Genomic DNA, 22,900 nt, shown 5'->3' with positions numbered 1-22,900 from the left:
CGGAACGGCGAGGCGCCGCGCGTGGAAGGATGGGCGCATGCCTGGAACCAACCTCACGCGCAACGAGGCGCAGGAGCGGGCCGCGCTCCTCGACGTCCATCACTACGCCGTCGATCTCGACCTGACCGTCTCCGACACCGAGTTCTCGTCCACCACCGTCGTCCGGTTCTCCAGCCGTGAGGCCGGCGGCGCGACGTTCGCCGACCTGGTCGACGCGCGCGAACCTCGGATGTGGCTGAACGGCACCGAGCTGGACGCCGCGGCGTACGCGGACAACCGCATCGCGCTGAGCGGGCTGGCCGAGGGCGACAACGAGCTCCGGGTCGAGACGCGTCTCCCCTACTCGCGCACCGGCGAGGGCCTGCACCGCTTCGTCGATCCCGCCGACGACCGCGTCTACCTCTACACCCAGTTCGAGGTGCCCGACGCCCGCCGCGTGTACACGACGTTCGAGCAGCCCGACCTCAAGGCGACGTTCACCTTCACGATCGACGCCCCCGAGGGATGGACCGTCGTCTCCAACTCGCCGACCCCGGAGCCAGAGACGCTCGGTGAGGGCGTGAGCCGCTGGGCCTTCGCCGAGACCAAACGCATGTCGACCTACATCACCGCGCTCATCGCCGGCGAGTACGACACCGTCACCGACACCTACCGCGGCGACTACGACGAGATCCCGCTCGGCATCCAGGTCCGCAAGAGCCTCCGGGAGCACCTCGACCACGAGGAGATCTTCGAGATCACCAAGCAGGGCTTCGCCTTCTTCGAGAACACCTTCGAGATGGGCTACCCGTTCGGCAAGTACGACCAGGCGTTCGTGCCGGAGTACAACATGGGCGCGATGGAGAACGCCGGCGCGGTGACCTTCCGCGACGAGTACATCTTCCGCAGCCGCCAGACCCACGCCGCGTACGAGAGCCGTGCCAACACGATCCTCCACGAGATGGCGCACATGTGGTTCGGCGACCTCGTGACCATGAAGTGGTGGGATGACCTCTGGCTCAACGAGTCGTTCGCGGAGTTCGCCTCGCACCATGCCGAGGTCAACGCCACGAAGTACACCGGCGCCTGGACCGGCTTCACGAACCAGCGCAAGAACTGGGCGTACCGCCAGGACCAGCTCCCCTCGACGCACCCGATCGCCGCCGACAACTACGACCTGCACGCGGTCGAGGCCAACTTCGACGGCATCACCTACGCGAAGGGCGCCTCGACCCTCAAGCAGCTCGTCGCCTGGGTCGGCGAGAAGGACTTCTTCGCCGGACTGCGGTCGTACTTCACCAAGCACGCCTTCGGCAACACCGAGCTCAAGGACCTGCTGGCCGAGCTCGAGGCCGCCTCGGGCCGTGAGCTCGGCTCCTGGTCGCAGGAGTGGCTCCAGACGTCCGGCGTCAACACGCTCCGGCCCCGCTTCGTCGTGGACGAGCAGGGCGGGTTCACGTCGTTCGCCGTCGAGCAGACCGCCACCGACGACTATCCGACGCTGCGGCGCCACCGCATCGCGATCGGTCTGTACGACCACACCGACGCCGGTCTCGTCCGGCGCGCGCGGGTCGAGACCGACATCGAGGGAGCACTCACCTCCGTCGACGCCCTCGTCGGGCAGCCGCAGCCCGACCTCGTGCTGCTCAACGACGACGACCTGACCTACGCCAAGATCCGTCTCGACGAGCGGTCGCTCGCGACGCTGACCAGCTCGATCGCCGACATCCCCGACTCGCTGGCGCGCGCGCTGTGCTGGGGTGCGGCGTGGGACATGCTGCGCGACGCCGAGCTGCCGGCGCGCCAGTTCGTGCCGATCGTGCTCGCCGGCGTCGGCACCGAGTCCGACCTCACCGCCGTGCAGACGCTGCTGCGTCAGGGCGGATCTGCCGTCGCCCTGTACTCGGCGCCGGACAACCGGGCCGCGCTGGCCGCCGAGTGGGAGCACGGCGTCCGCGCGCTGCTCGATGCCGCTGCACCCGGTTCGGACCACCAGCTGGCGCTCGTCAGGGCCTACGCCGGGGCCGCGGAGTCGGACGAGGCGATCTCGTTCGTCACGGGTCTGCTCGACGGGTCGACGACGCTGGAGGGCCTGACCGTCGACACCGACCTGCGCTGGTCCCTCGTCACCGGCCTCGCCCGCGCCGGCGCGTACGGGGACAAGGAGATCGACGCGGAGCTCGCGCGCGACAACACCATCGCCGGTCAGGAGAACGCGGCCGGGGCACGTGCGGCGCGTCCGGACGCCGCCGCGAAGGAGGCGGCGTGGGAGTCGGTCGTCGTCCGCGACGACCTGCCCAACGAGACCCAGCGCAGCATCGCCGGCGCGTTCCAGCAGCCCGGTCAGGCCGAGCTGCTGCAGCCGTACGTCGAGCGCTACCTCGACACCGCCCGCACGGTCATCCAGAAGGGCGTCTGGCGCGCCTCGGAGATCCTCCAGAGCTTCTTCCCGCGGGCCAACCCGAGCGCCGAGAACCTCGCGACGATCGACGCGTGGCTCGCCGACAACGACGACCTCGACCCGACGACCCGCCGCTACGTCGACGAGGGACGCTCCGACCTCGCCCGCGCACTCGCGGCACAGGAGCGCGACGCCGCCGTCTGACGCCGTCGGTCGTCCGTCAGGGCCCTCGCTGCGCGGGGGCCCTGACGGACGGCACCGCTCAGCGGGCGGGACCGCGGAGACCGGCGGTGACCAGCGCCCGCTGGATCGTGCGGTCGCGCTCGAACGGTGCCGGGATGAACTGGATGTCGCGCAGCCCCTGAGCCTGGGCCGCGGACTCGAACACGAAGTGGCCGTACCCGAGAACCCTGCCGAGGAGCGTCCGCTCCACGGTGATGTCGAGGATTCGGGCCATCGGCATCGTCGCGACCTTCACCTCGAAGACGCCACGGATCTTGAGCACACGGTGGTTCGTGATCACGAAGACGTCGAGGTGCTGCTCGGCCGCACGGTACATCCCGTACCCGACGACGCCCAGCCCGACGATCGCGACCACCCCGGCGGTCCGCATCGGGAGCACCGGGAACAGCGCGATCATCAGCACCCCGATGAGCACGATGGCGTACGGCACGACGAAGACGATCCAGTGGTGGCGCACGACGTCCTTCACGCGCTCACCGTCGTCCAGCAGCAGGTGGCTGCCGATGTTGCGGTCGGGCACCAGTCTCAGGATCGCGCGCAGCACGACGGGCTCCTCGTCAGGACAGCAAGGTCTGGAAGAAGGCCGCGAGCTGTCCGAGCGCCTCGATGATCCACGTGAAGACCAGCTCCACGGTATTGGCAGCACCGGTGGGGTTCGTGAGCAAGAAGTAGATCAGGAACACCACCACGATGGCGGAGATCGCCTTTTTCACCACTGCTGCCTTTCTCGAGGGCAGAAAGCCGGCGGGCACGCTGCACGCTCACGACGTTTATAGCCGATCGCGGGGGGTTCGTGACGCCAGGCGCGCCGGATCTGGACGGGCTGGGTCACAGATTTTGTCATGCCGATCGTCGCACGTCTGCCGTGCGTTCGGTCACAGCTCCTCCAGCAGCGCCTTCGACGCGGCGAACGTGTCCGAGCGTCCCGCGACGACGTCAGCGGCGAGCGCCTCGAGCCTCCCGTGGGTGCCGAGAGCGGTGAAGCGAGAACGCAGCTCCGTCGTCGCGAGGGTCTCGATCTCGTCGCGCGTCCGCCGCAGCCGCCGGCGCTCGAGGCCGCCGCCGGCGCGCAGGTGCCCCAGATGAGCGTCCAGGGCGTCGACGACCTCGGCGACGCCCTCCTGCCGGTGTGCGACCGTCAGGAGGATCGGCGGCTGCCACCCACCGTCCGGACGCTCCGTCAACGACAGCATGCTCCGCAGCTCGCGGCGGACCTGCGGTGCTCCGTCGCGGTCGGCCTTGTTGACGACGTAGACGTCACCGATCTCGAGGATCCCCGCCTTCGCGGCCTGGATCCCGTCGCCCATGCCGGGCGCGAGCAGGACGACGGTCGTGTCGGCCAGGCGTGCCACCTCGACCTCGGACTGGCCGACCCCCACCGTCTCGACGAGGACCACGTCGCAGCCGGCGGCATCGAGCACCCGCAGCGCCTGGGGGGCCGCCCACGCGAGCCCGCCGAGGTGCCCTCGCGTCGCCATCGACCGGATGATCACCCCTGGGTCGCCGGCATGATCCTGCATGCGGATGCGGTCACCGAGCAGCGCGCCCCCCGAGAACGGCGAGGTCGGGTCGACCGCCAGCACGCCCACCTTGCGCCCCTGCGCGCGCATCGCCGCGACGAGGGCGCCGGTGGTGGTCGACTTGCCCACACCCGGGGATCCGGTCAGGCCGACCACGTGGGCGCGTCCGACGTGGGGCGCGAGGGCCGCGCTGACCTCGGGCAGGAGCGGCGACGCATCCTCCACGAGGGAGATCAGGCGCGCGACCGCGCGCGGATCGCCGCCGGTGGCTCGTTGGACGAGCTCACCGACGGCGACCGTACGACGTGCCATCGGTGCGATGACCTCCTCCGCCCCGCCGACCGGCGCCCGGCCCGTCTCAGCGCTGGGGGACGCGGATGATCAGCGCGTCACCCTGGCCACCACCGCCGCACAGCGCCGCGGCGCCGACGCCGCCACCGCGCCGTCCGAGCTCGAGCGCGAGGTGCAGCACGACACGGGCGCCGCTCATGCCGATGGGGTGGCCGAGCGAGATCGCGCCGCCGTTGACGTTGACCTTGTCCTCGTCGATGCCGAGCGCCCGCTGGCTGGCGACACCGACCGCGGCGAACGCCTCGTTGACCTCGATCAGGTCGAGGTCGGTCGGAGCGATGCCCTCCTTGGCGCAGGCCTTCGCGATCGCCTCGGCGGGCTGCAGCTGCAGGGTGGAGTCCGGACCGGCGACGTAGCCGGCGGCACCGATCTCGGCGATCCAGGTGAGGCCGAGCTCCTCGGCCTTCTCCTTGGACATCACGACGACGGCGCACGCCCCGTCGGAGATCTGCGAGGCGGTGCCGGCCGTGATCGTGCCGTCCTTGGCGAACGCGGGACGAAGCCTGCTGAGCGTCTCTGCCGTCGTGTCGCCGCGCACGCCCTCGTCGGTGGTGACGGTGACCGTCTCGCGACGTCCGACGATCTCGACCGGGACGATCTCGTCGTCGAAGACGCCGTTCTTCTGCGCCTGGGCGGCGCGGTGGTGCGAGCGCGCACCGAACGCGTCCTGCTCCTCCCGCGTGAGCTCCTCGACCTCGCTGTTGCGCGCCTCGGTCAGCTTGCCCATCGCCTGGTCGGTCAACGAGTCCCAGAGGCCGTCGTACTCCATGTGGTCGAGGATGGTCTGCGCGCCGTACTTGTAGCCCTCGCGCGAGCCCTTGAGGAGGTGCGGCGCCTGCGTCATCGACTCCTGGCCGCCGGCCACCACGACGTCGTACTCGCCGGCCCGGATCAGCTGGTCGGCCGTCGCGATCGCGTTGAGCCCGGAGAGACAGACCTTGTTGATCGTGATCGCCGGGACGTCGAGCGGGATGCCGCCCTTGTGGGCCGCCTGGCGAGCGGGCACCTGGCCGGCACCGGCGCCGAGGACCTGGCCCATGATCACGTACTCGACCTGGTCGCCGGTGATGCCTGCGCGCTCGAGCGCACCCTTGATGGCGACGCCACCGAGATCGGCGGCCGACTGCGTCTTGAGGCCTCCGAGGAGGCGACCGATCGGCGTGCGGGCACCAGCGACGATGACGGACTGACGGGACATGTGAACTCCTTCAGGCGCAGCGTCTGCGCGCGTTCGGCCAAGGACGGCAGGCTTGTGCTCTCAGCACGATACTCGCCCGTAACATCGCCGAGGGCTGCGGTGAGGAAGGTCACAGCAGGGGTCGTGGCCTCTGCGCGGCGGCGCTCTGCCCTAGGGTGCGTCGCATGGTTCCCGATCACCTGCTCATCGCCATCGACCACGTCGGCATCGCGGTGCCCGACCTCGACGAGGCGCTCGAGTTCTACGCCCGCGTCTTCGGACTCCACTCCGTCCACGAGGAGATCAACGAGGAGCAGGGGGTGCGCGAGGCGATGCTCGCCGTCGGTGACACCGACCAGCGGATCCAGCTTCTCGCGCCGCTGTCGGACCAGTCGACGATCGCGAAGTTCCTCACCCGCAACGGACCGGGCATCCAGCAGCTGGCCTACCGCGTCAGCGACATCGACGCCGCCAGTGCCGTGCTCCGCGATCGGGGCGTGCGCCTGCTCTACGACCAGCCCAAGCGCGGCACGTCCGACAGCCGTGTGAACTTCGTGCACCCGAAGGACGCCGGCGGCGTGCTGGTCGAGCTCGTCGAGCCTGCGGCCCAGCCGTCCCACTGACGCCGGCCGCGAGGGCGGCGAGGGCGGGGCCTCAGATCCACCGGAACCGCAGGGACTGACCCGGCCTCGCCTGCGCGGCCCGGTCGACGTCGGCGTCGACGACCACCCCGACGACCGGGTAGCCACCGGTGACCGGATGGTCGGCGAGGAACACGACGGGCTCACCGCTGGGCGGCACCTGGACGGCGCCGCGGTACGCGCCCTCCGACGGCAGCTGGCGTCCCGGCACGGCAGGACGCATCGGCGGTCCCTCGAGCCGCATGCCGACGCGGTCGCTGTGTGGCGAGACCGTCCAGCGACCGCGGACGAGTCCGTCGGCGTCGCGGACCCAGTCGTCGCGCGGGCCACGGACCACCCTGAGCGCGACGTCGCCGTCGTGGACGGGCACGGGTACGGCGTCGACCTGCGGGTACGTGCGCGGCGGGCGCCCGACCGGCAGCCGGTCGCCCACCACCAGCGGAGCGGGCCCGATCGCGGCGAGCACGTCACGGCTGCGCGACCCCAGCACCGGCGGCACGTCGACGCCGCCTCGCACGGCGACGTACGACCGCAGCCCGGCCCTCGGCACGCCCAGCCGCAGCCGCTCGCCCTCACGGACGCAGACCGCCGCGTACGGGTCGACCACCCGTCGCCCCACCCGCAGCTCGACCGGCGCACCCGTCACGGCGACCCAGACGTCACCGCCGCGAGCCGCGACATCGAACCCGCCGAGCGTCACCTCCACCGCCGCGGCGCCCTCGGGGTTGGCGAGGAGGCGGTTCGCGAGCTGATAGGCGCCGCGGTCGGCAGCACCCGAGCGGCCGACGCCGACCGCCGACCACCCCGGTCGGCCGAGGTCCTGCACGAGAGCGAGCGGCCCAGGGCGGACCACCTCGAGCTCCCTCACACCCGCACCGCCTCGAACCGGACCGTGGCTCCCGGCCGCAGCAGCGCCGGTGGGTCGCGGTCGAGGTCCCACAGCACGGCGTCGGTGGTGCCGATGAGCTGCCAGCCGCCCGGTGAGGGCCTTGGATAGATCCCCGAGTACTCCCCCGCCAGCCCGACCGCGCCCGAGGGCACGCTCGTCCGAGCGGTGTGCCGGCGCGGCACCTGGAGGCGGGGGTCTCCACCGACGAGGTAGGCGAATCCGGGCGCGAACCCGCCGAAGGCGACCCGCCACGAGGTGGCGGTGTGCGCCGCCACGACGCCGTCGGGCCCGAGGCCGGTCAGCTCTCCCACGTCGCCGAGGTCGGGCCCTCCGTACTCCACGCGGATCACGATCTCGTCGTCGCGCACCTCGGCCGCGCTGGGCTCAGCCTCACCTCGCCCGGGGTCCACCTCGACGTGCTGGAGCACTGCGGCGAGCGCCCCGACGTCGGTGCCGTCCGCGGCGGCGACCAGGACCGTCCGTGCGGCGGGGACGACGTCGGCGACGCCGGGCAGACGCGCCTCACGGATCGCCGACACCCACGACACCACCTCGCCGGCATCGTCCAGGTCCAGGATCAGCGCGCGGTCGCCGTACGGCCTGACCCTCACACGAACGCCCCGAGTCTCACCCCGGCGCCCTCGAGCATCGTCCGCACGTATCGCGCCATCGTGACCGTCCCCGGCGAGTCGCCGTGGACGCACACGGAGTCGGCCGCCACGGCGACCACCGTGCCGTCCACAGCTTCGACGTCACCCTCGGTCACCATCCGCAGCACCCGCCGAGCGACGTGGTCGGGATCGAGCAGGACGGCGCCAGGCTCGCGGCGGCTGAGCAGGGAGCCCTGGGGGGTGTAGGCGCGGTCGGCGAAGGCCTCGCGCACCGTCCTGAGTCCTAGCCGCTCCCCCCAGGCCAGCAGCCTCGAGCCGGGAAGACCCAGCAGCGGCAGCCCCGGGTCGTACGCCCGCACCGCCTCCGCGACCGCTCGGGCCTGCTCGTCGTGGTGCACGACGGCGTTGTAGAGGGCCCCGTGCGGCTTCACGTAGCGGACCCTCGTGCCCGACGCCCGCGCGAGCCCGTCGAGCGCACCGATCTGATAGACCACGTCGTCGGTCAGCTCGGCCGGCTCCATGTCGATGAAGCGGCGGCCGAACCCGGCGAGGTCGCGATAGCTGACCTGCGCACCGACCGCGACCGCGTTCTCCGCCGCGTGCTCGCAGGTGCGGCGCAGCGTACGGGCGTCGCCGGCATGGAAGCCGCAGGCGATGTTGGCGCTGGTGACGACCTGGAGGATCGCGGTGTCGTCCCCGAGCTCCCATCGCCCGAAGGACTCGCCGACGTCGCTGTTCAGGTCCAGTGTCGTCACGTCGCTCCCGAGCGGTGGATGGGCGGCGTCCACGGTACGCGTGGAGAATCAGGCCCGGCAAGCGCCGTCGCCGAGGGCAGATCCCGCCCGCCTAACACCACTCGCGGCGGCGCGCGGCGGACTCTACGAGCAAGCGACATCGGTCACACTCCTGACCACATCCATTACTGCTGAGTAATATCCGCGTAACGCATCCGCGCGGCACAACTCTGGAGGACGACGTGCAGCACATTCTCGACGCCATCATGGCCGGGGACACCTCGAGCGAGGACTTCGCGAACATCTCGGTGCCCGAGTCGTACCGGGGCGTGACCGTCCACAAGGACGAGGTCGACATGTTCGAGGGCCTCGCCACCCGTGACAAGGACCCCCGCAAGAGCCTGCACGTCGATGACGTCCCGGTCCCCGAGCTCGCGCCCGGGGAGGCGCTGGTCGCCGTCATGGCCAGCTCGATCAACTACAACACGGTGTGGACCTCGATCTTCGAGCCGCTCTCGACGTTCAGCTTCCTCGAGCGGTACGGCCGCCTGTCGGAGTACACCAAGCGTCACGACCTGCCGTACCACGTCGTCGGCTCCGACCTTGCCGGTGTCGTGCTGCGCACCGGCCCGGGCGTCAACGCCTGGAAGCCGGGCCAGGAGGTCGTGGCGCACTGCCTGTCGGTCGAGCTGGAGAGCCCCGACGGCCACAACGACACGATGATGGATCCCGAGCAGCGGATCTGGGGCTTCGAGACCAACTTCGGCGGCCTGGCCGAGGTCGCGATCGTCAAGGCCAACCAGCTGATGCCGAAGCCCGCCCACCTCTCGTGGGAGGAGGCGGCGAGCCCCGGTCTGGTGAACTCCACCGCCTACCGCCAGCTCGTGTCCAAGAACGGTGCGGCCATGAAGCAGGGCGACACCGTGCTGATCTGGGGCGCCTCGGGCGGCCTCGGCTCGTACGCCACCCAGTTCGCCCTCAACGGTGGAGCGACGCCGGTCTGCGTCGTGTCCTCCCCCGAGAAGGCCGAGATCGTGCGCTCGATGGGTGCCGACCTGGTCATCGACCGGTCGGCGGAGGGCTACAAGTTCTGGAAGAACGAGCACGAGCAGGACCCCCGCGAGTGGAAGCGCTTCGGCGCCAAGATCCGCGAGCTCACCGGCGGTGACGATCCCGACATCGTCTTCGAGCACCCGGGTCGCGAGACCTTCGGTGCCAGCGTCTTCGTCGCCCGCAAGGGCGGCACGATCGTCACCTGCGCGTCCACCTCGGGCTACATGCACCAGTACGACAACCGCTACCTCTGGATGAACCTCAAGAACATCTTGAGCTCGCACTTCGCCAACTACCGCGAGGCGTGGGAGGCCAACCGGCTGATCGACAAGGGCATGATCCACCCGACCGTCTCCAAGGTCTACAGCCTCGAGGAGACCGGCCAGGCAGCGCTCGACGTCCACCGCAACGCGCACCAGGGCAAGGTGGGCGTCCTCTGCCTCGCCCCCCAGGAGGGCCTCGGCGTCCGGGACACCGAGAAGCGCGCTCGCCACATCGACGAGATCAACCGGTTCCGAGGAGTCTGAACACGGTGAGGGGCGGGGTGAGGTCGCGCTAGGATTTGGCGGAGCGACCTCACCCCGAACTACGAACTGAAGGCACCCCATGTCAGACCCTTACGGCAGCTACTCCTCAGACGGCGACTCGTACGCCCGCACGACCGGTGACCCGGCGACGGGGGCCGGTTTCCCTCTGGTCCGTCGCGGCGGCTACGACAAGGACGCCGTCGACGCCTACCTCAACCAGCACCGCAGCGACCTCTCCCGGGCGCAGGCGGCGGTCCAGGCGGCCGAGACCAAGATCGCGCGCCTCGAGACCGAGCTCGCCGACCTGCGGAGCCAGCTCACCGAGAACAACAAGCCGAGCTACGCCGGCCTCGGTGGACGCGCTGCTGAGCTGCTGGGGCTTGCCGAGTCGCAGTCGGCCGAGATGCTCGAACGCGCCAGGCGGGAGGCCGACGACCTGCGTCGTGTCGCCGAGTCCGAGGCCACGGCCATCAAGGCGTCGGCGGCCAAGGAGGCCGACGACCTGCGCGCCGTGCAGCTCGCAGACGTCGAGGAGACCCGTGAGCGCCTCCTGGCCGAGGCCGAGAGCGAGCGTGCCCTCGCGCTGGCCGAGGCCGACGACGTCCTGGCCAAGGCCAAGCGCGAGGCCGAGCAGATCCAGCTGGCCGCCAACCAGGCCGCGAGCTCCGCGCGCCTCACCGCGACGCGTGAGGCCGAGCAGGTCCGCGCCGCCGCCGACCGCGAGCTGACCGAGGCGCGCCGGGTCCTCGCCCTCGAGAAGGAGCGGATGGCCAAGGAGGCCACCGAGTCGCACGCCGTCGCGACCGAGCAGACCTCGCGGATGATCGCCGACGCCGAGTCGCGCGCCGCAGCCGCCGAGTCGCGGGCCCGTGAGGCGATCGCCGCCGCGACCAAGCGCCGCGAGGAGACCAAGGCCGAGTCCGAGCGGATGGTCGCTCGGTCACGCCGCGAGGCCGAGCAGATCATGCACACCGCTCGTACGCAGTCGGAGCACTCGCTCGCCCAGGCGCGCGCCGATGCCGAGAAGCAGATCTCGACGGTCCGCCACGAGCTCGACTCGCTCGTCGCCAAGCGTGATGCCGTCAAGACCCAGCTCACCAAGCTGCGCGAGGTCATCGGCTCGTTCGCGGGTCTCGACGCGCTCGACAGCGACGCTGAGACCGACAAGGCGGGGGCGCTTCCCGCGCCGGCCGTCGCCGAGGTCGCCGCGGCAGCCGACGAGGTCGCCGCTGCCGTCGAGGAGGCCACCGCAGCGGCCGAGGAGCCCGACCTGGAGGAGATCGACCGCGCGGGCACCGACTCCCGTGCGCACGACGCCACCACGATCGTCCCGGCCGTCCAGAACGACTCCACCGTGGTCGACGGCACGCCGACAGATCGCCCGACGGCCGAGCGCAGCGTGCGCCGTGCCAAGCTCGGCGGCCCGGCGGCAGCCGAGCTCGCCGAGGACGACGAGGAGTCTCAGGCCTCCTGATCGCCAGGCTGCGGGCCGACGCTCTCGAACGCCGCGACCGTCTGGTCGCGGTACGCCGAGGCGTCGGCCTGCTGCATGTCACCGGACCACTGACGGGGCAGCGGGACGGAGACACGCGGGTTCAGGCGAGAGGCGACCTCGTCGAGCACGCGTTCTGAGTCGCCCACCCAGAGGTGCTTCGCGCCGTCCACGCCGATCACCTCGGCCTGCGGCACCCGGGAGAAGCGTTCTGCGGCCTCGGCGGGACGCAGGTAGTCGTCGTGCTCGGGGACCAGCGCGACGAGGGGTTTGCCGGACTGCGCCCAGGCGTCGAGGTCGGCGTCGTCGGAGTAGCGCAGCGGCGGCGACAAGAGGATCGCGCCGCGTACCTCGGCGTCGAGCCCGTACTTGAGCGCGAGATCGGTGCCGAAGGACCATCCGACGAGCCAGATGTCGGGAAGATCCTCGAAGTCGGCGAGTTCGATCGCCGCAGCGACGTCGTACCGCTCGCCCTGCGCCTCATCGAACGCGCCGCCGCTCGTCCCCTGCACGCTGGTGGTGCCGCGGGTGTTGAACCGAAGGACCGCGATGTCGGCGAGCGCGGGAAGGCGGTACGAAGCCTTGCGGAAGAGGTGGCTGTCCATCATGCCGCCGTGGGTCGGCAGCGGATGGAGGCAGACCATCGTCGCGACCGGCTCGCGCTCCAGCGGGAGCGCCAGCTCCCCGACGAGGTTCAACCCGTCGGCGGTGTGGAGGGTGATGGGGGTGCGGCGGGCAGGGAGAACCGAGTTGCCGCGGATGACCTGAGCGTCTTTCACGCCTGTCAGCCTACGTTCCGCGGCGGCAAGAGCCGTGCGGGGCAGGTCCGGTGCAGCTAGCCTCCGAGGTGCCAGCGCGCACGGGGGTGCAGCCGCTCGGCACCAGGGGGCGGGCATGGCGTTGGAGGCGCACCAGCAGGTGTTCGTCGACGAGGGGGTCATCGTCCGTCGCCGACTGCTCGCCACACTCGATCGCGCGACGCGGCGACCGGTGACGCTCGTCGCCGCACCGACGGGGTACGGGAAGACGACCCTGCTGCGCCAGTGGGCGGACGAGCACGCGCCGGACGCCGCGTGGCTCGACGGCAGCGGCACCCGGCCCTGGGAGACGGCGACCAGGGAGCTCCACCGCGGGCGCCCTGTCGTCATCGACGACGCCCACCTTGCGGGGTGGGGCCCGTCGTTCACCCGCGCGTGCGAGGCGGCACGGGTGGCGGCGCCCCTGGTGCTGGTGGCACGCCTCGACCCTCTGGTCGCCCTCCATCCTGCTCGTCTGGCGGGGCGTGTCTCGGAGGTCCGGGCCGGCGAGCTCGCCTTCACGGTCGGCGAGGTGGCCCGCGTCGCCAGCCGCTCAGGGCGTCGGCTCGACCACGAGCAGGCCCAGGCGCTGCACGACCAGACCGATGGCTGGCCCGCCGGTGTCCGTCTCTGCGCCACCCAGGATCCGGTCGCCCCCACCCCGACCGGCGCCTATTCGCCGACAGGCAGCTATCTCCTCGCGCACGTGCTCGACACCCTCGACCCTTCGCTGGTCGACTTCCTGCGGACCACCGCCGTACCGGTGCGGTTCGACACCGACCTCGCCGCCCGTCTGTCCGGACGAGAGGATGCGGCGGCGGTGCTCGACGAGGTGACGCACCGCGTGGGCTTCGTCTCGGTCGACGGCGAGACCGGTCTTTTCCGCTATCACCAGCTCCTCCGGCAGCTGCTTCTCAGCGAGGTGGAGCGGCAGTCGCCGGGCCGGCTCCCCGGTCTCCACGACGTAGCCGCCCGGTGGTCCGCGGCGCGAGGTGACGCTCGTGCGGCGGCCGCGCACGCCCTGCGTGCTCGCTCCTGGGACATCGCCGTCGACTGCGCGGTGGCGCTCGCGTGCACGGCTCTCGGTGACGGCGACTGGACGTCGTGCGACCAGGTCATCGACGCCGTTCCGGAGGTCGAGGTCCTCGCAGACGACCGGCTGCGCGTGCTCGCGGCCGTGCAGGCGCTGCGCGCCGACGACGTGCTCCTGAGCCGTCAGAAGCTGGGCGAGGGCAGGGGCGCGGTCGGCCGGAGCATCACCTCCGAGCGCCTGGAGGTGTTGCGGCGCCTGTGCCTGGCGCGCCTGGCACTGATCGACGGCCAGGTCACCGACGCCGCGGCTGCTCTCGGCAGTCCCCAGCCTCGCCTCTCCGAGGGCGGCTCGTCGCCGCACTCCCCGGCCGCGGCGCTGCAGGCCACGTGGGCCTCGACCTACGGCCTGCTGATGACGCTCCGCGGAGACACCGGTGGCGCCGCGGGCCATCTGGCGACCGCCCGCCACGTCAGTCGTGGCGAGCTTCCCCTCTCGGAGGCTCGAGAGGCGGAGGTACGGATGTGGTCTGCTGTCGGCAGGGGCGACCTCGCTGCCGCCGACGCATCGATCGCCCTCCTCCGCGCGGCCGCCGACGATACGGTGCCGGGTGTGACGGCGGTCGTCGACGAGTGGCTCGCGATGGAGCGCGGAGGCGCGACGGTGCCAACGCACCACGACGCGCCCTCGTCCCTCCAACCCCTCGGCCTTCTCCCGGCACGGTTCCTGGAGGCCTTCCGCCGCACCGTCGCCTCACGCGCGGCCGGCGGTCCCCCGCCGCGGGACGTGCTCCTCGGACAGCTTCCGGACGAGTCGACCTGGCTGGTGGCGCGACACGCAGCGCTCGCCGGCGTCACGAGGCTGCTGGCTCACGGCGACGCGGCCGCGGCGACGGCCGCCGTCGACCGAGCGGCCGAGCACTGCTCGGTGCTGGACCGCACGCCGTACGACCTGTGGATCGCAGCGACCTCCGTGCTGCAGCGGCTCCGCCGCGAGGCCGCGCCCGACGAGCTCGAGGTGGTCCTCGACGACGAGGCGGAGGTGCCGGAGGACCTGGCGGTCAGGATCGCCGCGACGGCTGCCGTCATCGATCTCGCCCAGGGCCCCTCTGCGCGGGGCACGGCGTTCCTCCGGCGTGCGCTCGTGACCACGGAGAGGCACGGGTGGCGACGCCCGTGGCGCGAGCTCGGCACGTCCGCCATCGAGATGCTGACCGCCGAGCGCGCCCGCCGCGGCACGAACGGCCCGCTGGTGGCTCGGCTGCTCGTCGAGCTGCGCGACGAGCGCCCTCGGAACAGCCTCGGCCTGGTGGTCGCCCTCTCCTCCCGCGAGAACGAGATCCTGCAGTACCTGCCGACGGCGATGGACCAGTCCGACCTGTGCGAGGCCCTGTTCATCTCGCGCAACACTCTCAAGACGCACCTGCGCGCGATCTACCACAAGCTCGGGGTGGAGTCGCGACGCGAGGCGGTCCTGAAGGCACAGGAGTCCGGACTGCTGTGAGTGGGAACATCTCGCCCGCCAGGGGTGAACCGTCACCGCCTCGTGCCCCGCAGACTGACGCCATGGCCCGGGACGGATTCGCGTCGTCGTACGAGGTGGTCGTCGAGGGCGGGGCGTCCGAGAGGGTCGTGGCGGAGCTCGGGCGTCGCGGACTCGAGATCGCGGTGCGCGGCGAGCACCTGGTGCTGCGGGGCGACTTCGCCGACCTGGCCCAGCTCAACGCTCTGCTCTTCGCCCTCGACGACCTCGGCCTCGCGCTGGTCTCCGTCCGACAGCTCCCGTGACCGACCGTGATCTCACTCCGCCGGGGTGGGGGAGCCCGTCATGAGTGCGCCGGACGAGGAGGTGGCGCGCCTGCGCGCCGAGGTCGACGAGCTCCGCGCGCGCCTGAGCGCGTCGCCGCCCGGCACCGACGAGCGTGAGGCCGACCACGGACGCGCCGGCTGGTGGCGCACCCCGCTGGTGACCGTGCTGGTCGTCCTCGGTGCTCTCACCGCTCCCCTGTCGGTGGTCGCCACCTGGGCGCACGACGAGATCGGGGACAGCGACCGCTACGTCGAGACCGTCGCCCCGCTCGCCGCCGAACCGGCGATCCAGGGGGCGATCGCCGACGCCGTGACCACGGTGATCGTCACTAATCTCAGGATCGAGGACGTGACCTCCGACGCGCTCTCGGCGCTCTCCCAGCAGAGCTTCATCCCGCCGCGCGCCGCTCCGCTCCTTCCGGCGCTCGCCGTCCCGTTGTCCGACGCCGTCGAGCAGTTCGTCCGCGACACGGTCGAGCGTGTGGTCCAGTCGGACGCCTTCGAGGAGGCGTGGGTCACCGCCAACCGCAGGGCGCACGAAAGCGCCGTCGCCGTCCTCACCGGGAAGGGCACGGACCGGATCGCGATCCAGGATGGTGAGGTCAGCGTGAACATCGGGTCGATCGTCGAGACGGCGGAACAGCTCCTCGTCGACCGCGGGTTCGCCCTTGCCGAGCGCATCCCGGAGGTCGACGCGACCTTCGTCCTCTTCGCGTCCGACGACATCGGCCAGGCCCAGACGTGGTTCAGCTGGCTGGAGACGTCCGCACGTGTGCTCCCCGTCCTCGGCCTCGTCCTGCTGGCCACCGCGGTCCTCGTCGCGCGCGACCGACGGCGCGCGCTGCTCGCGGTGGCACTCGCGGTCGCCGTCTCGATGGTCCTGCTCGGCCTCGTGCTCAACCTCGTGCGTCCGCTCTACCTCGACGCGGTCCCGGACGACGTCCTACCCGCCGAGGCGGCTGCGGTGGTCTACGACCAGCTCATCGGCTTCATCCGCACCGCGTTGCGGGCGGTCCTCGTCGTCGCCCTCGCGGTCGCGGTCACGGCGTTCCTGCTCGCGCGCACCGGCCCTGGGGCAGCGATCCGGACCGGCGCTGCCGGGCTCGCCGCCCGCCTGCGCGAGCGCAGCGGGATCCGGCGCGGCCCGGTCTCGACGTTCGTCGCCACCTACCGCAACGGCGTCCGCGGCGCCGTGGTCGGCATCGCGGTCCTCTGGTACGTCATGCTCGACCACCCGACCGGCGGAAGCGCGCTGCTCATCGTCGTTCTTGCCGTCCTCGGGATCGTCGTCGTCGAGGTGGTGGCCGGACCCCGCACCGCTGCCCCTGTAGTCACCGACCCTGTCAGCTCGCGTCCGCCTCCCCCGCCGTCTCCACCGACGGGCTGACCTCGAGGAGCTCGACGCCCAGCTCTTCCAGCGCCTGGAGCGCCCCCATCAGCTCGGCCCGGTCGCGGAACGTGCCGCGGAGCGACACCGGCCCCTCGGTCTCGACGCGCAGCCGCAGGGCCGCCAGCACAGCGACGAGCGCCTCGCTCAGATGTCCCCGCACCACGATCTCGAAGGAGGTGGGGCGACTGGGCGAGGCGCTCGTCATGGCGGGCTCCGTCAGCTCTCGAAGTCTGCTGAGTAGGCCGTGAGTGCCCAGATCACCACGACGTCGAAAGCGATGATCACGACGGCCCAGATCGGGTAGTAGGGCAGCCACAGGAAGTTGGCGATGATCGAGAGGATCGCGATGCCGATACCGGCGCCCCGCGCGAACGCGTTGCCCGACATGATCGCGAACGCGATCACGATCAGCAGCACGCCGAGCACCAGGTGGATCCAGCCCCACGTGGTCGTGTTGAACGCGTAGACGTAGTCCTGGGTCCGGACGAGCACGTCGTCCTTGGCGATGGCAGCGATGCCCTGGAAAATCTGGACGAAACCGACGATCGCGAGCATCGACGCCGCGAAGATCGTGATGCCCTGTGCCCATGGGTTGCTTGCCGCGTTGCGGGTGGACATACGTGTCTCCTTCGTGAGGCGGCGGCCACCCCGCCGCATGACCTCAGCCTGTCGGCGCACCGGCGGGACAGCATCACTCCCGTGGGGTGATTCGCTCCCGGCCCGGCACCGGGAGGTTCGAGCGTTCAGCCGTTGAGGATCCTGGCCTTCTGCGCTGCGAACTCCTCAGGCGTCAGCAGGCCCTGCTGCTGCAGGGCGGCGAGGCGCTCGAGCTGGCTCACCGCGTCGGTGCCGCCCGACTCGGCGGGCGCGCTGGGGCTGCTACCGGTCAACGGCGGCGCTGCCAGCAGGGCGTGTGCCAGTGACGCCGCTCCTCGATGCCCGACGCGCTCAACAGACCCGGCTCGAGCGGCCAGACGACCACGTGCGGCGTGGCGGGCCGGATCTGCTGCGAGCAACCGGGGCACACGTAGGTCTTGGTCGACGACGAGCCCGTGATGGACCGGACCACCCAGTCACCGTCCGTACGCTCCTCGACACGCTGGTTGCCTCCGTTCAGAGGCGGGGCTGCACCGCGAGGACCACGAGGCGTACGGCGGCGGCGCGACATGAGCCCAGGGTACGGGCCGGCCGCACGGGGACGGCCGACCCGTACGGGTCAGCGGCGGGCGTACTCGCGGAACCCGCGTCCCGTCTTGCGACCCAGGTATCCGGCCGTCACGAGGTGCTCGAGCAGCGGCGCCGGCGCCCAGGCCGGCTCGCGGAACTCCCGGAAGAGCGTCTGCTCGATCGCCAGCGACACGTCGTTGCCGACCACGTCGAGCAGCTCGAACGGTCCCATCGGCAGGCGGCAGCCGAGCTTCATCGCGACGTCGATGTCGTCGGCGGTCGCGTAGTGCGCCTCGAGCATCTTGACCGCATCGTTGAGGTACGGGAAGAGCAGCGCGTTGACGATGAAGCCGGCACGGTCACCGCACGAGACGGCGTGCTTGCCGACGTTCGCGCAGAGCGCGGTGACCGTCTCGGTGACGTCGTCGGCGGTCGCGACCGTGGACACGACCTCGACCAGCTTCATCACCGGCGCGGGGTTGAAGAAGTGCATCCCGATGACGTCCTGCGGACGGTCGGTCGCCGACGCGCAGGCGATGACGGGGAGCGACGAGGTGGTCGTGGCGAGGATCGCACCGGGCTTGCAGATGCGGTCCAGATCGCGGAAGAGCTCGAGCTTGACGTCGAGGTCCTCGGCGATCGCCTCGACGACGATGTCGACGTCGGCCAGCGCCTCCCGCTCGGTGCTGCCGGTGAGCCGGGCGAGGATCTCGGCCTTCTGGTCCTCGCTCGCCCGTCCTCGGGAGATCGCCTTGTCCATCGACTTCGCGATCGCAGCGCGGACGCCGTCGACCTTCTCGGTCGTACGGCCGACGTAGACCACGTCGTACCCGGCCTTCGCGAAGACCTGGACGATCCCCGACGCCATGGTGCCGGTGCCGACGACGCCGACCAGGCCGATCTCGCGCCGCAGCTGCGGCGCAGCGTCCGACGACGGCGTCGTGGCGTCCGCGACGACCTCGGAGGAGTACGGCTCGGCGTAGGTGTAGAAGCCACGGCCCGACTTCCGGCCGAGCAGCCCGGCCGTGACCATCTGCTTGAGGATGGGGGCGGGAGCGTGGACACGCTTGCGGTCCTGGAGGTACATCGTCTCGAGGATCTCGTACGCGGTGTCGAGCCCGATGAGGTCGAGCAGCGCGAGCGGCCCCATCGGGTAGCCGCAGCCGAGGCGCATGGCCGCATCGATGTCCTCGCGCGTGGCGTACTGCGCCTCGTACATGGAGGCGGCGTGGTTGAGGTAGGCGAACAGCAGCGCGTTGGCGATGAAGCCCGCCTTGTCGCCGACCGTCACCGGGCTCTTGCCCAGGCGCTGCGCGAGCGCGACCGCGTCCTCGACGACGTCCGGGGCGGACACCACGGTGCGGACGACCTCGACGAAGTCCTGGACCGGCGCGGGGTTGAAGAAGTGGAGACCGACGACGCGGCTCGGGAGCTTGGTGCTCGACGCGATCTCGGTCACCGACAGCGCGGACGTGTTGGAGGCGAGGATGGCGTCGTCGCGCACGATCTTGTCGAGCTGCTGGAAGACGTCGATCTTGACGTCGAGCTGCTCGACGACCGCCTCGACCACGAGGTCGGCCTCGGCGAGCGCCGTGAGATCGGTGGCGTAGGAGATGCGGCCCAGGAGTGCGTCGCGCTCGGCCGTCTCGAGCTTGCCGCGCTCGGCGGCACGTTGCGTCGAGTGCTCGATGGTCGAGCGCCCGTGCGCGAGTGCTTCCTCGTCCCGGTCGATCCCGAGCACGGTGATGCCGTTGCGGGCGAGAACCTCCGCGATGCCGGCACCCATGGTGCCCAGGCCGACGACTCCGACAGTGTTGATCTCGCGCGCCACGGGAGGCTCCTGATGCTCTGGGACGTAAGTTACTGGCAGGTTACTACCGGTCATCCGGAGTCTGGCAGGCATGGGCATCTCCGCGCCGTGACTCAGGTCACGCCTGGCCTGTGGAGTTCCAGGCCGGAGCACGTCCCTGCCCCTAGCATGGCCTGATGCGCCGCCTCGACGAACCTCCCCGCCGCGCCCCCGCGATCGCCCTCGCCCTTCTCCTCGCGCTCGCCGGCTGTGGCGACGGCGATACCACCAGCGGGTCGGCCGATCAAACCTCTGCGTCGCCGGAGCCGACCGCCACCTCGCCCGCGCCGCCGGCCACCGAGACGACCGCGACCGCTTCCAGCAGCACGCCCACGCCGACCACGGCCACCACGCCAGCACCGTCGCCCACGGCCAGCGCTCCCTCGACTCCCAGCGCCGACGAGCTCTCCGCGGCCAAAGCGGGTCGCGGGCCGGTCGGAGTCTGGCGCAACCGTGATCTCCAGTGGGTCCTGCGGATCAAGAAGAGCGGTCGCTTCGTCGACGACTTCGCCGGAGTCAAGAACATCCGCTCCGGCACGTGGCGCCTCAAGGGCAAGCGGGTCGTCCTCAAGGGCGGCGACGGCATCACCACGCGCGGCAGGCTGCGCGCCAAGACCTTGACGATCAAGGGGACGGTCCTCGTCCGCGTCCGCTGACGTCCAGGCTCCGCCGGCCCCTGTAGGTTGTCCGGGTGCGACTCGTCATTGCCCGCTGCCAGGTCGACTACGCCGGGCGTCTCACCGCCCATCTCCCGATGGCCACACGGCTCATCCTGGTGAAGTCGGACGGCTCGGTCTCGATCCACTCCGACGACCGGGCCTACAAGCCCCTCAACTGGATGAGTCCGCCCGCCGCACTGCGCGAAGGTAAGACCGAGGACGGTGCGATCGAGTGGACCGTGTCGGCAACCAAGTCCGATGACACCCTCCGCATCCTCATCGAGGAGATGCTCCACGACTCCAGCCACGACCTCGGTGTCGACCCCGGTCTCCAGAAGGACGGCGTGGAGAAGCACCTCCAAGAGCTGCTGGCCGAGCACCCCACCACCCTCGGCGACGGGATGTCCCTCGTACGCCGGGAGTACATGACGGCAATCGGTCCCGTCGACCTTCTGTGCAGGGACCCCGGCGGCGCGTCGGTCGCGGTCGAGGTCAAGCGGCGCGGCGAGATCGACGGCGTCGAGCAGCTCACCCGTTATCTCGAGCTGATGAACCGCGACCCTCGCCTCGCGCCCGTCCGCGGGATCTTCGCGGCGCAGGAGATCAAGCCACAGGCCCGCACGCTCGCCCTCGACCGCGGGATCGAGTGCCGGGTCGTCGACTACGACGCCCTGCGCGGGATCGACGACCCGTCCCTCCGCCTCTTTTAGGACCCGGTCTGGTTCGAGGACGTGTCTCAGGAGCCTCGATCCGGTAAGCAGGAGACATGATCCGGATCGAGGTCGTCCAGGGCGACATCACGACCGTGCGCGCCGACGCGATCGTCAACGCGGCCAACAGCTCGCTGCTCGGGGGTGGAGGCGTCGACGGCGCGATCCACCGGGCCGGCGGGCCGGAGATCCTCCAGGCCTGCCGTGAGCTTCGCGCAACCACGCATCCTGACGGGCTCCCGACCGGGGAGGCTGTGTCCACGACCGGCGGACAGCTTCCTGCGCGGTGGGTGATCCACACGGTGGGCCCGGTGTGGTCGCGCGAGCAGGACCGTACGCCGCTGCTGCGGTCGGCCTATACGAGAAGCCTCGCGGTCGCCGACGAGCTCGAGGCGCGAGTCGTCGCCTTCCCGCTCATCTCGGCCGGCGCGTACGGCTGGCCGCTCGACGACGCGGTGGAGGTCGCGGTCTCCTCGCTGCGCGAGGCGACGACCGAGGTCGAACGCGTGGTGATGGTCGCCTTCGGCGCCGCCCCCGAACGGCTGTTGCGCGGCGCCGTCGACTGATCCGTGCAGACGGCTACGGCTACGGCTGCGGCTGCGCGCTGGGTCGCGGCTCAGCCGTCGTTGCCGGGACCGGCGTCGGGGCCTTGTTGCCGTACCCGCTGCACGTTCTCGAGCGACTCCCGGAGCTCGTCGAGCCACGTGTCGGCGTGCTTCTCGACCAGACGCACACACCAGGCGAGGGCCTCGCTCCTGCTGCGTGCGACCCCGCCCGCGATCAACGTGTCGAGGACCTGCCGCTCGGGCTGGCGAAGTCGCGTCATCACGGGCGAGGCGAGGTGCGTGTAGAGCGCGCGGGTGCCGTCGCACTCGACGCCCCACGAGACGGTCCGGTCGAAACGGTGCTGAGCCTCCCGGGCGATCTCCATGCGGTCGGCGCGAGTACGCTCCCTGAACTCCCGGACACGGCCTTCCACGGCCCCACGGCGCTCCGCGTCCGAGGCGCCGGCGTCCAGCGCCGGGCCCGGAATCTCGCCGATGACGACGATCTCCTCGCGATCCACGGTCACACCGACGAGCCTCTCGAACAGGCCGTCGGGAAGCCTCCCGGCGAACCATCCACGAATCTCATCCACCTGCTGCTGCGTAATCATGTAATCGGGCTTACGCCGATGCTTACCCACACGCAACGCTTGTCCGCTCTCCGCAGACGCTCGGGCTACCGGCCGAAGGGTGGGTGTCAGCAATCTCCCTCGACGGGTGGGGAGGATCGCTAGCATCGCTCGACGTGTGGACCTACCGCGGCGACGAGCCGACCGTCATCCAGTGGCTCGGCAGCATCCGGCTCGGCCACGAGGCCCACCGGATTGCCGCGAAGGCGGTTCGACGACGCCACCGCGCCCTCGCGCTGGTGACCGTGCTGGTCGCCGTACTGGCCGCCGCAGCCGCGTTCACCGCCGCCCTGGGGACGAGCCGCACCTGGCTGCAGGTCAGCGCCGGCACGCTGGCCGCCCTCGCCGCCGCCGCCGCCCTGCTGCACGCCGTGGCCGACGACGCCGACGTCATCGCCGCGCACCAGCGCGCCGCCGCCGAGTACGGCGATCTGCGACGCCAGCTCGAGCAGGCCATCCTCTCCGAGCGGATCACCGACGACCGCCTGGCCGAGATCCGTCACGAGTGGACCCGCATCGAGGAGCGCGCGCCCAGCCTGTCCCACCGCACGACGCGACGCGCCGACGACCAGTTGCGCCCGGGCGCGCACCTCCCGGTCCCGGCGTCGGCCACCGACGCCCCGCACGGAGGGGTGCCCCAGACCGAGATCGACGACGAGCCCGTCAAGGAGCTCACCGCAGGCTGATCCGTACGCGCC

Annotated in this window: 25 protein-coding genes; 11 read left to right on the top strand and 14 right to left on the bottom strand. The window is 71.2% G+C overall.

Annotation, left to right across the window (positions count from 1 at the left end):
- The first annotated feature begins 37 nt into the window (after positions 1 to 37).
- Positions 38 to 2,584 carry an aminopeptidase N gene (gene pepN, locus KV100_RS15945; RefSeq protein ID WP_220344092.1) on the top strand — a complete coding sequence of 849 codons (2,547 nt, stop codon included), beginning with the start codon at positions 38 to 40 and terminating at the stop codon, positions 2,582 to 2,584.
- Between the two features lie 58 nt (positions 2,585 to 2,642).
- Here the strand turns inward: pepN and KV100_RS15940 are convergent, their stop codons facing one another.
- The 4 genes from KV100_RS15940 to KV100_RS15925 all read right to left on the bottom strand — a co-directional run bounded on the left by KV100_RS15940 (position 2,643) and on the right by KV100_RS15925 (position 5,692).
- Positions 2,643 to 3,167 (bottom strand): PH domain-containing protein, encoded by a 525-nt coding sequence (locus KV100_RS15940; RefSeq protein WP_301022226.1) that lies wholly within the window; start codon positions 3,165 to 3,167, stop codon positions 2,643 to 2,645.
- Between the two features lie 13 nt (positions 3,168 to 3,180).
- Complete coding sequence (locus KV100_RS15935) at positions 3,181 to 3,336, bottom strand: hypothetical protein (protein WP_220344091.1); 156 nt, start codon at positions 3,334 to 3,336, stop codon at positions 3,181 to 3,183.
- A gap of 162 nt (positions 3,337 to 3,498) precedes the next feature.
- Entirely contained in the window at positions 3,499 to 4,455 is a 957-nt protein-coding gene (gene meaB, locus KV100_RS15930; RefSeq protein WP_220344090.1) for a methylmalonyl Co-A mutase-associated GTPase MeaB, read from the bottom strand.
- Between the two features lie 46 nt (positions 4,456 to 4,501).
- The gene (locus tag KV100_RS15925) at positions 4,502 to 5,692 is read right to left on the bottom strand and encodes an acetyl-CoA C-acetyltransferase (RefSeq protein ID WP_220344089.1); all 1,191 of its coding nucleotides are present in this window, start codon (positions 5,690 to 5,692) and stop codon (positions 4,502 to 4,504) included.
- A 164-nt stretch (positions 5,693 to 5,856) separates the two neighbouring features.
- On the opposite strand from KV100_RS15925, the gene mce reads away from it, so the two are divergent.
- The gene (gene mce / locus KV100_RS15920) at positions 5,857 to 6,294 is read left to right on the top strand and encodes a methylmalonyl-CoA epimerase (protein ID WP_220344088.1); all 438 of its coding nucleotides are present in this window, start codon (positions 5,857 to 5,859) and stop codon (positions 6,292 to 6,294) included.
- 31 nt (positions 6,295 to 6,325) lie between these two features.
- Here mce and KV100_RS19780 read toward each other — a convergent pair whose 3' ends face one another.
- The 3 genes from KV100_RS19780 to KV100_RS15910 are packed head-to-tail and all read right to left on the bottom strand — an operon-like array spanning position 6,326 to position 8,567.
- Positions 6,326 to 7,180, bottom strand: coding sequence for a biotin-dependent carboxyltransferase family protein (locus KV100_RS19780; protein WP_308291461.1), 855 nt, complete (start codon positions 7,178 to 7,180; stop codon positions 6,326 to 6,328).
- Positions 7,177 to 7,812 (bottom strand): allophanate hydrolase subunit 1, encoded by a 636-nt coding sequence (locus KV100_RS19775; RefSeq protein WP_308289406.1) that lies wholly within the window; start codon positions 7,810 to 7,812, stop codon positions 7,177 to 7,179. Before KV100_RS19775 ends, KV100_RS19780 begins: the two co-directional genes overlap by 4 nt.
- A complete protein-coding gene (locus tag KV100_RS15910; protein WP_220344087.1) occupies positions 7,809 to 8,567 on the bottom strand; it encodes a LamB/YcsF family protein in 759 nt (252 codons plus the stop codon). Before KV100_RS15910 ends, KV100_RS19775 begins: the two co-directional genes overlap by 4 nt.
- A 221-nt stretch (positions 8,568 to 8,788) precedes the next feature.
- Here KV100_RS15910 and ccrA point away from each other — a divergent pair, with 221 nt between their 5' ends.
- Positions 8,789 to 10,126: a crotonyl-CoA carboxylase/reductase gene (ccrA, locus tag KV100_RS15905; protein WP_220344086.1), complete on the top strand. Its 1,338-nt coding sequence runs from the start codon at positions 8,789 to 8,791 to the stop codon at positions 10,124 to 10,126.
- 79 nt (positions 10,127 to 10,205) lie between these two features.
- On the top strand, positions 10,206 to 11,600 hold the full coding sequence (locus tag KV100_RS15900; RefSeq protein WP_220344085.1) for a hypothetical protein: 1,395 nt from the start codon (positions 10,206 to 10,208) through the stop codon (positions 11,598 to 11,600).
- Here KV100_RS15900 and KV100_RS15895 read toward each other — a convergent pair.
- Entirely contained in the window at positions 11,588 to 12,397 is an 810-nt protein-coding gene (locus KV100_RS15895) for an alpha/beta hydrolase (RefSeq protein ID WP_255566297.1), read from the bottom strand. The two genes, KV100_RS15900 and KV100_RS15895, sit on opposite strands and share 13 nt — an antisense overlap.
- 115 nt (positions 12,398 to 12,512) lie before the next feature.
- Between KV100_RS15895 and KV100_RS15890 the strand changes: the two genes are divergently transcribed.
- The 3 genes from KV100_RS15890 (at position 12,513) to KV100_RS15880 (ending at position 16,640) form a co-directional block, all read left to right on the top strand.
- On the top strand, positions 12,513 to 14,948 hold the full coding sequence (locus KV100_RS15890; protein ID WP_220344084.1) for a LuxR C-terminal-related transcriptional regulator: 2,436 nt from the start codon (positions 12,513 to 12,515) through the stop codon (positions 14,946 to 14,948).
- 62 nt (positions 14,949 to 15,010) lie between these two features.
- A complete protein-coding gene (locus KV100_RS15885) occupies positions 15,011 to 15,232 on the top strand; it encodes a hypothetical protein (protein WP_220344083.1) in 222 nt (73 codons plus the stop codon).
- Between the two features lie 40 nt (positions 15,233 to 15,272).
- Positions 15,273 to 16,640 carry a hypothetical protein gene (locus KV100_RS15880; protein WP_220344082.1) on the top strand — a complete coding sequence of 456 codons (1,368 nt, stop codon included), beginning with the start codon at positions 15,273 to 15,275 and terminating at the stop codon, positions 16,638 to 16,640.
- Here the strand turns inward: KV100_RS15880 and KV100_RS15875 are convergent.
- The 5 genes from KV100_RS15875 to KV100_RS15855 all read right to left on the bottom strand — a co-directional run bounded on the left by KV100_RS15875 (position 16,597) and on the right by KV100_RS15855 (position 19,641).
- Positions 16,597 to 16,848: a hypothetical protein gene (locus KV100_RS15875; protein WP_220344081.1), complete on the bottom strand. Its 252-nt coding sequence runs from the start codon at positions 16,846 to 16,848 to the stop codon at positions 16,597 to 16,599. The genes KV100_RS15880 and KV100_RS15875 overlap by 44 nt on opposite strands.
- A gap of 11 nt (positions 16,849 to 16,859) precedes the next feature.
- Entirely contained in the window at positions 16,860 to 17,261 is a 402-nt protein-coding gene (locus KV100_RS15870) for a hypothetical protein (protein WP_220344080.1), read from the bottom strand.
- A gap of 125 nt (positions 17,262 to 17,386) precedes the next feature.
- Positions 17,387 to 17,533 carry an SHOCT domain-containing protein gene (locus tag KV100_RS15865; RefSeq protein ID WP_220344079.1) on the bottom strand — a complete coding sequence of 49 codons (147 nt, stop codon included), beginning with the start codon at positions 17,531 to 17,533 and terminating at the stop codon, positions 17,387 to 17,389.
- Positions 17,530 to 17,811: a hypothetical protein gene (locus tag KV100_RS19770; RefSeq protein ID WP_255559418.1), complete on the bottom strand. Its 282-nt coding sequence runs from the start codon at positions 17,809 to 17,811 to the stop codon at positions 17,530 to 17,532. Before KV100_RS19770 ends, KV100_RS15865 begins: the two co-directional genes overlap by 4 nt.
- A gap of 48 nt (positions 17,812 to 17,859) precedes the next feature.
- On the bottom strand, positions 17,860 to 19,641 hold the full coding sequence (locus tag KV100_RS15855) for a 3-hydroxyacyl-CoA dehydrogenase family protein (protein ID WP_301022349.1): 1,782 nt from the start codon (positions 19,639 to 19,641) through the stop codon (positions 17,860 to 17,862).
- Positions 19,642 to 19,796: 155 nt separating this feature from the next.
- On the opposite strand from KV100_RS15855, the gene KV100_RS15850 reads away from it, so the two are divergent.
- The 3 genes from KV100_RS15850 to KV100_RS15840 are packed head-to-tail and all read left to right on the top strand — an operon-like array spanning position 19,797 to position 21,594.
- Positions 19,797 to 20,315 carry a hypothetical protein gene (locus tag KV100_RS15850; protein ID WP_220344077.1) on the top strand — a complete coding sequence of 173 codons (519 nt, stop codon included), beginning with the start codon at positions 19,797 to 19,799 and terminating at the stop codon, positions 20,313 to 20,315.
- Between the two features lie 35 nt (positions 20,316 to 20,350).
- Positions 20,351 to 21,028: an endonuclease NucS gene (nucS, locus tag KV100_RS15845; RefSeq protein WP_220344076.1), complete on the top strand. Its 678-nt coding sequence runs from the start codon at positions 20,351 to 20,353 to the stop codon at positions 21,026 to 21,028.
- A gap of 56 nt (positions 21,029 to 21,084) precedes the next feature.
- Positions 21,085 to 21,594, top strand: coding sequence for an O-acetyl-ADP-ribose deacetylase (locus KV100_RS15840; protein WP_220344075.1), 510 nt, complete (start codon positions 21,085 to 21,087; stop codon positions 21,592 to 21,594).
- 50 nt (positions 21,595 to 21,644) lie between these two features.
- Here KV100_RS15840 and KV100_RS15835 read toward each other — a convergent pair whose 3' ends face one another.
- Positions 21,645 to 22,166, bottom strand: a complete 522-nt coding sequence (locus KV100_RS15835; RefSeq protein WP_301022350.1) for a hypothetical protein — start codon at positions 22,164 to 22,166, stop codon at positions 21,645 to 21,647.
- Positions 22,167 to 22,318: 152 nt separating this feature from the next.
- Between KV100_RS15835 and KV100_RS15830 the strand changes: the two genes are divergently transcribed.
- On the top strand, positions 22,319 to 22,888 hold the full coding sequence (locus KV100_RS15830) for an SLATT domain-containing protein (protein ID WP_220344073.1): 570 nt from the start codon (positions 22,319 to 22,321) through the stop codon (positions 22,886 to 22,888).
- The last annotated feature ends 12 nt before the right edge of the window (positions 22,889 to 22,900 follow it).

This window comes from Mumia sp. zg.B21 (assembly GCF_019550855.1).
GTDB lineage: Bacteria > Actinomycetota > Actinomycetes > Propionibacteriales > Nocardioidaceae > Mumia.
This window is presented reverse-complemented; position numbering and strand designations above follow the sequence as displayed.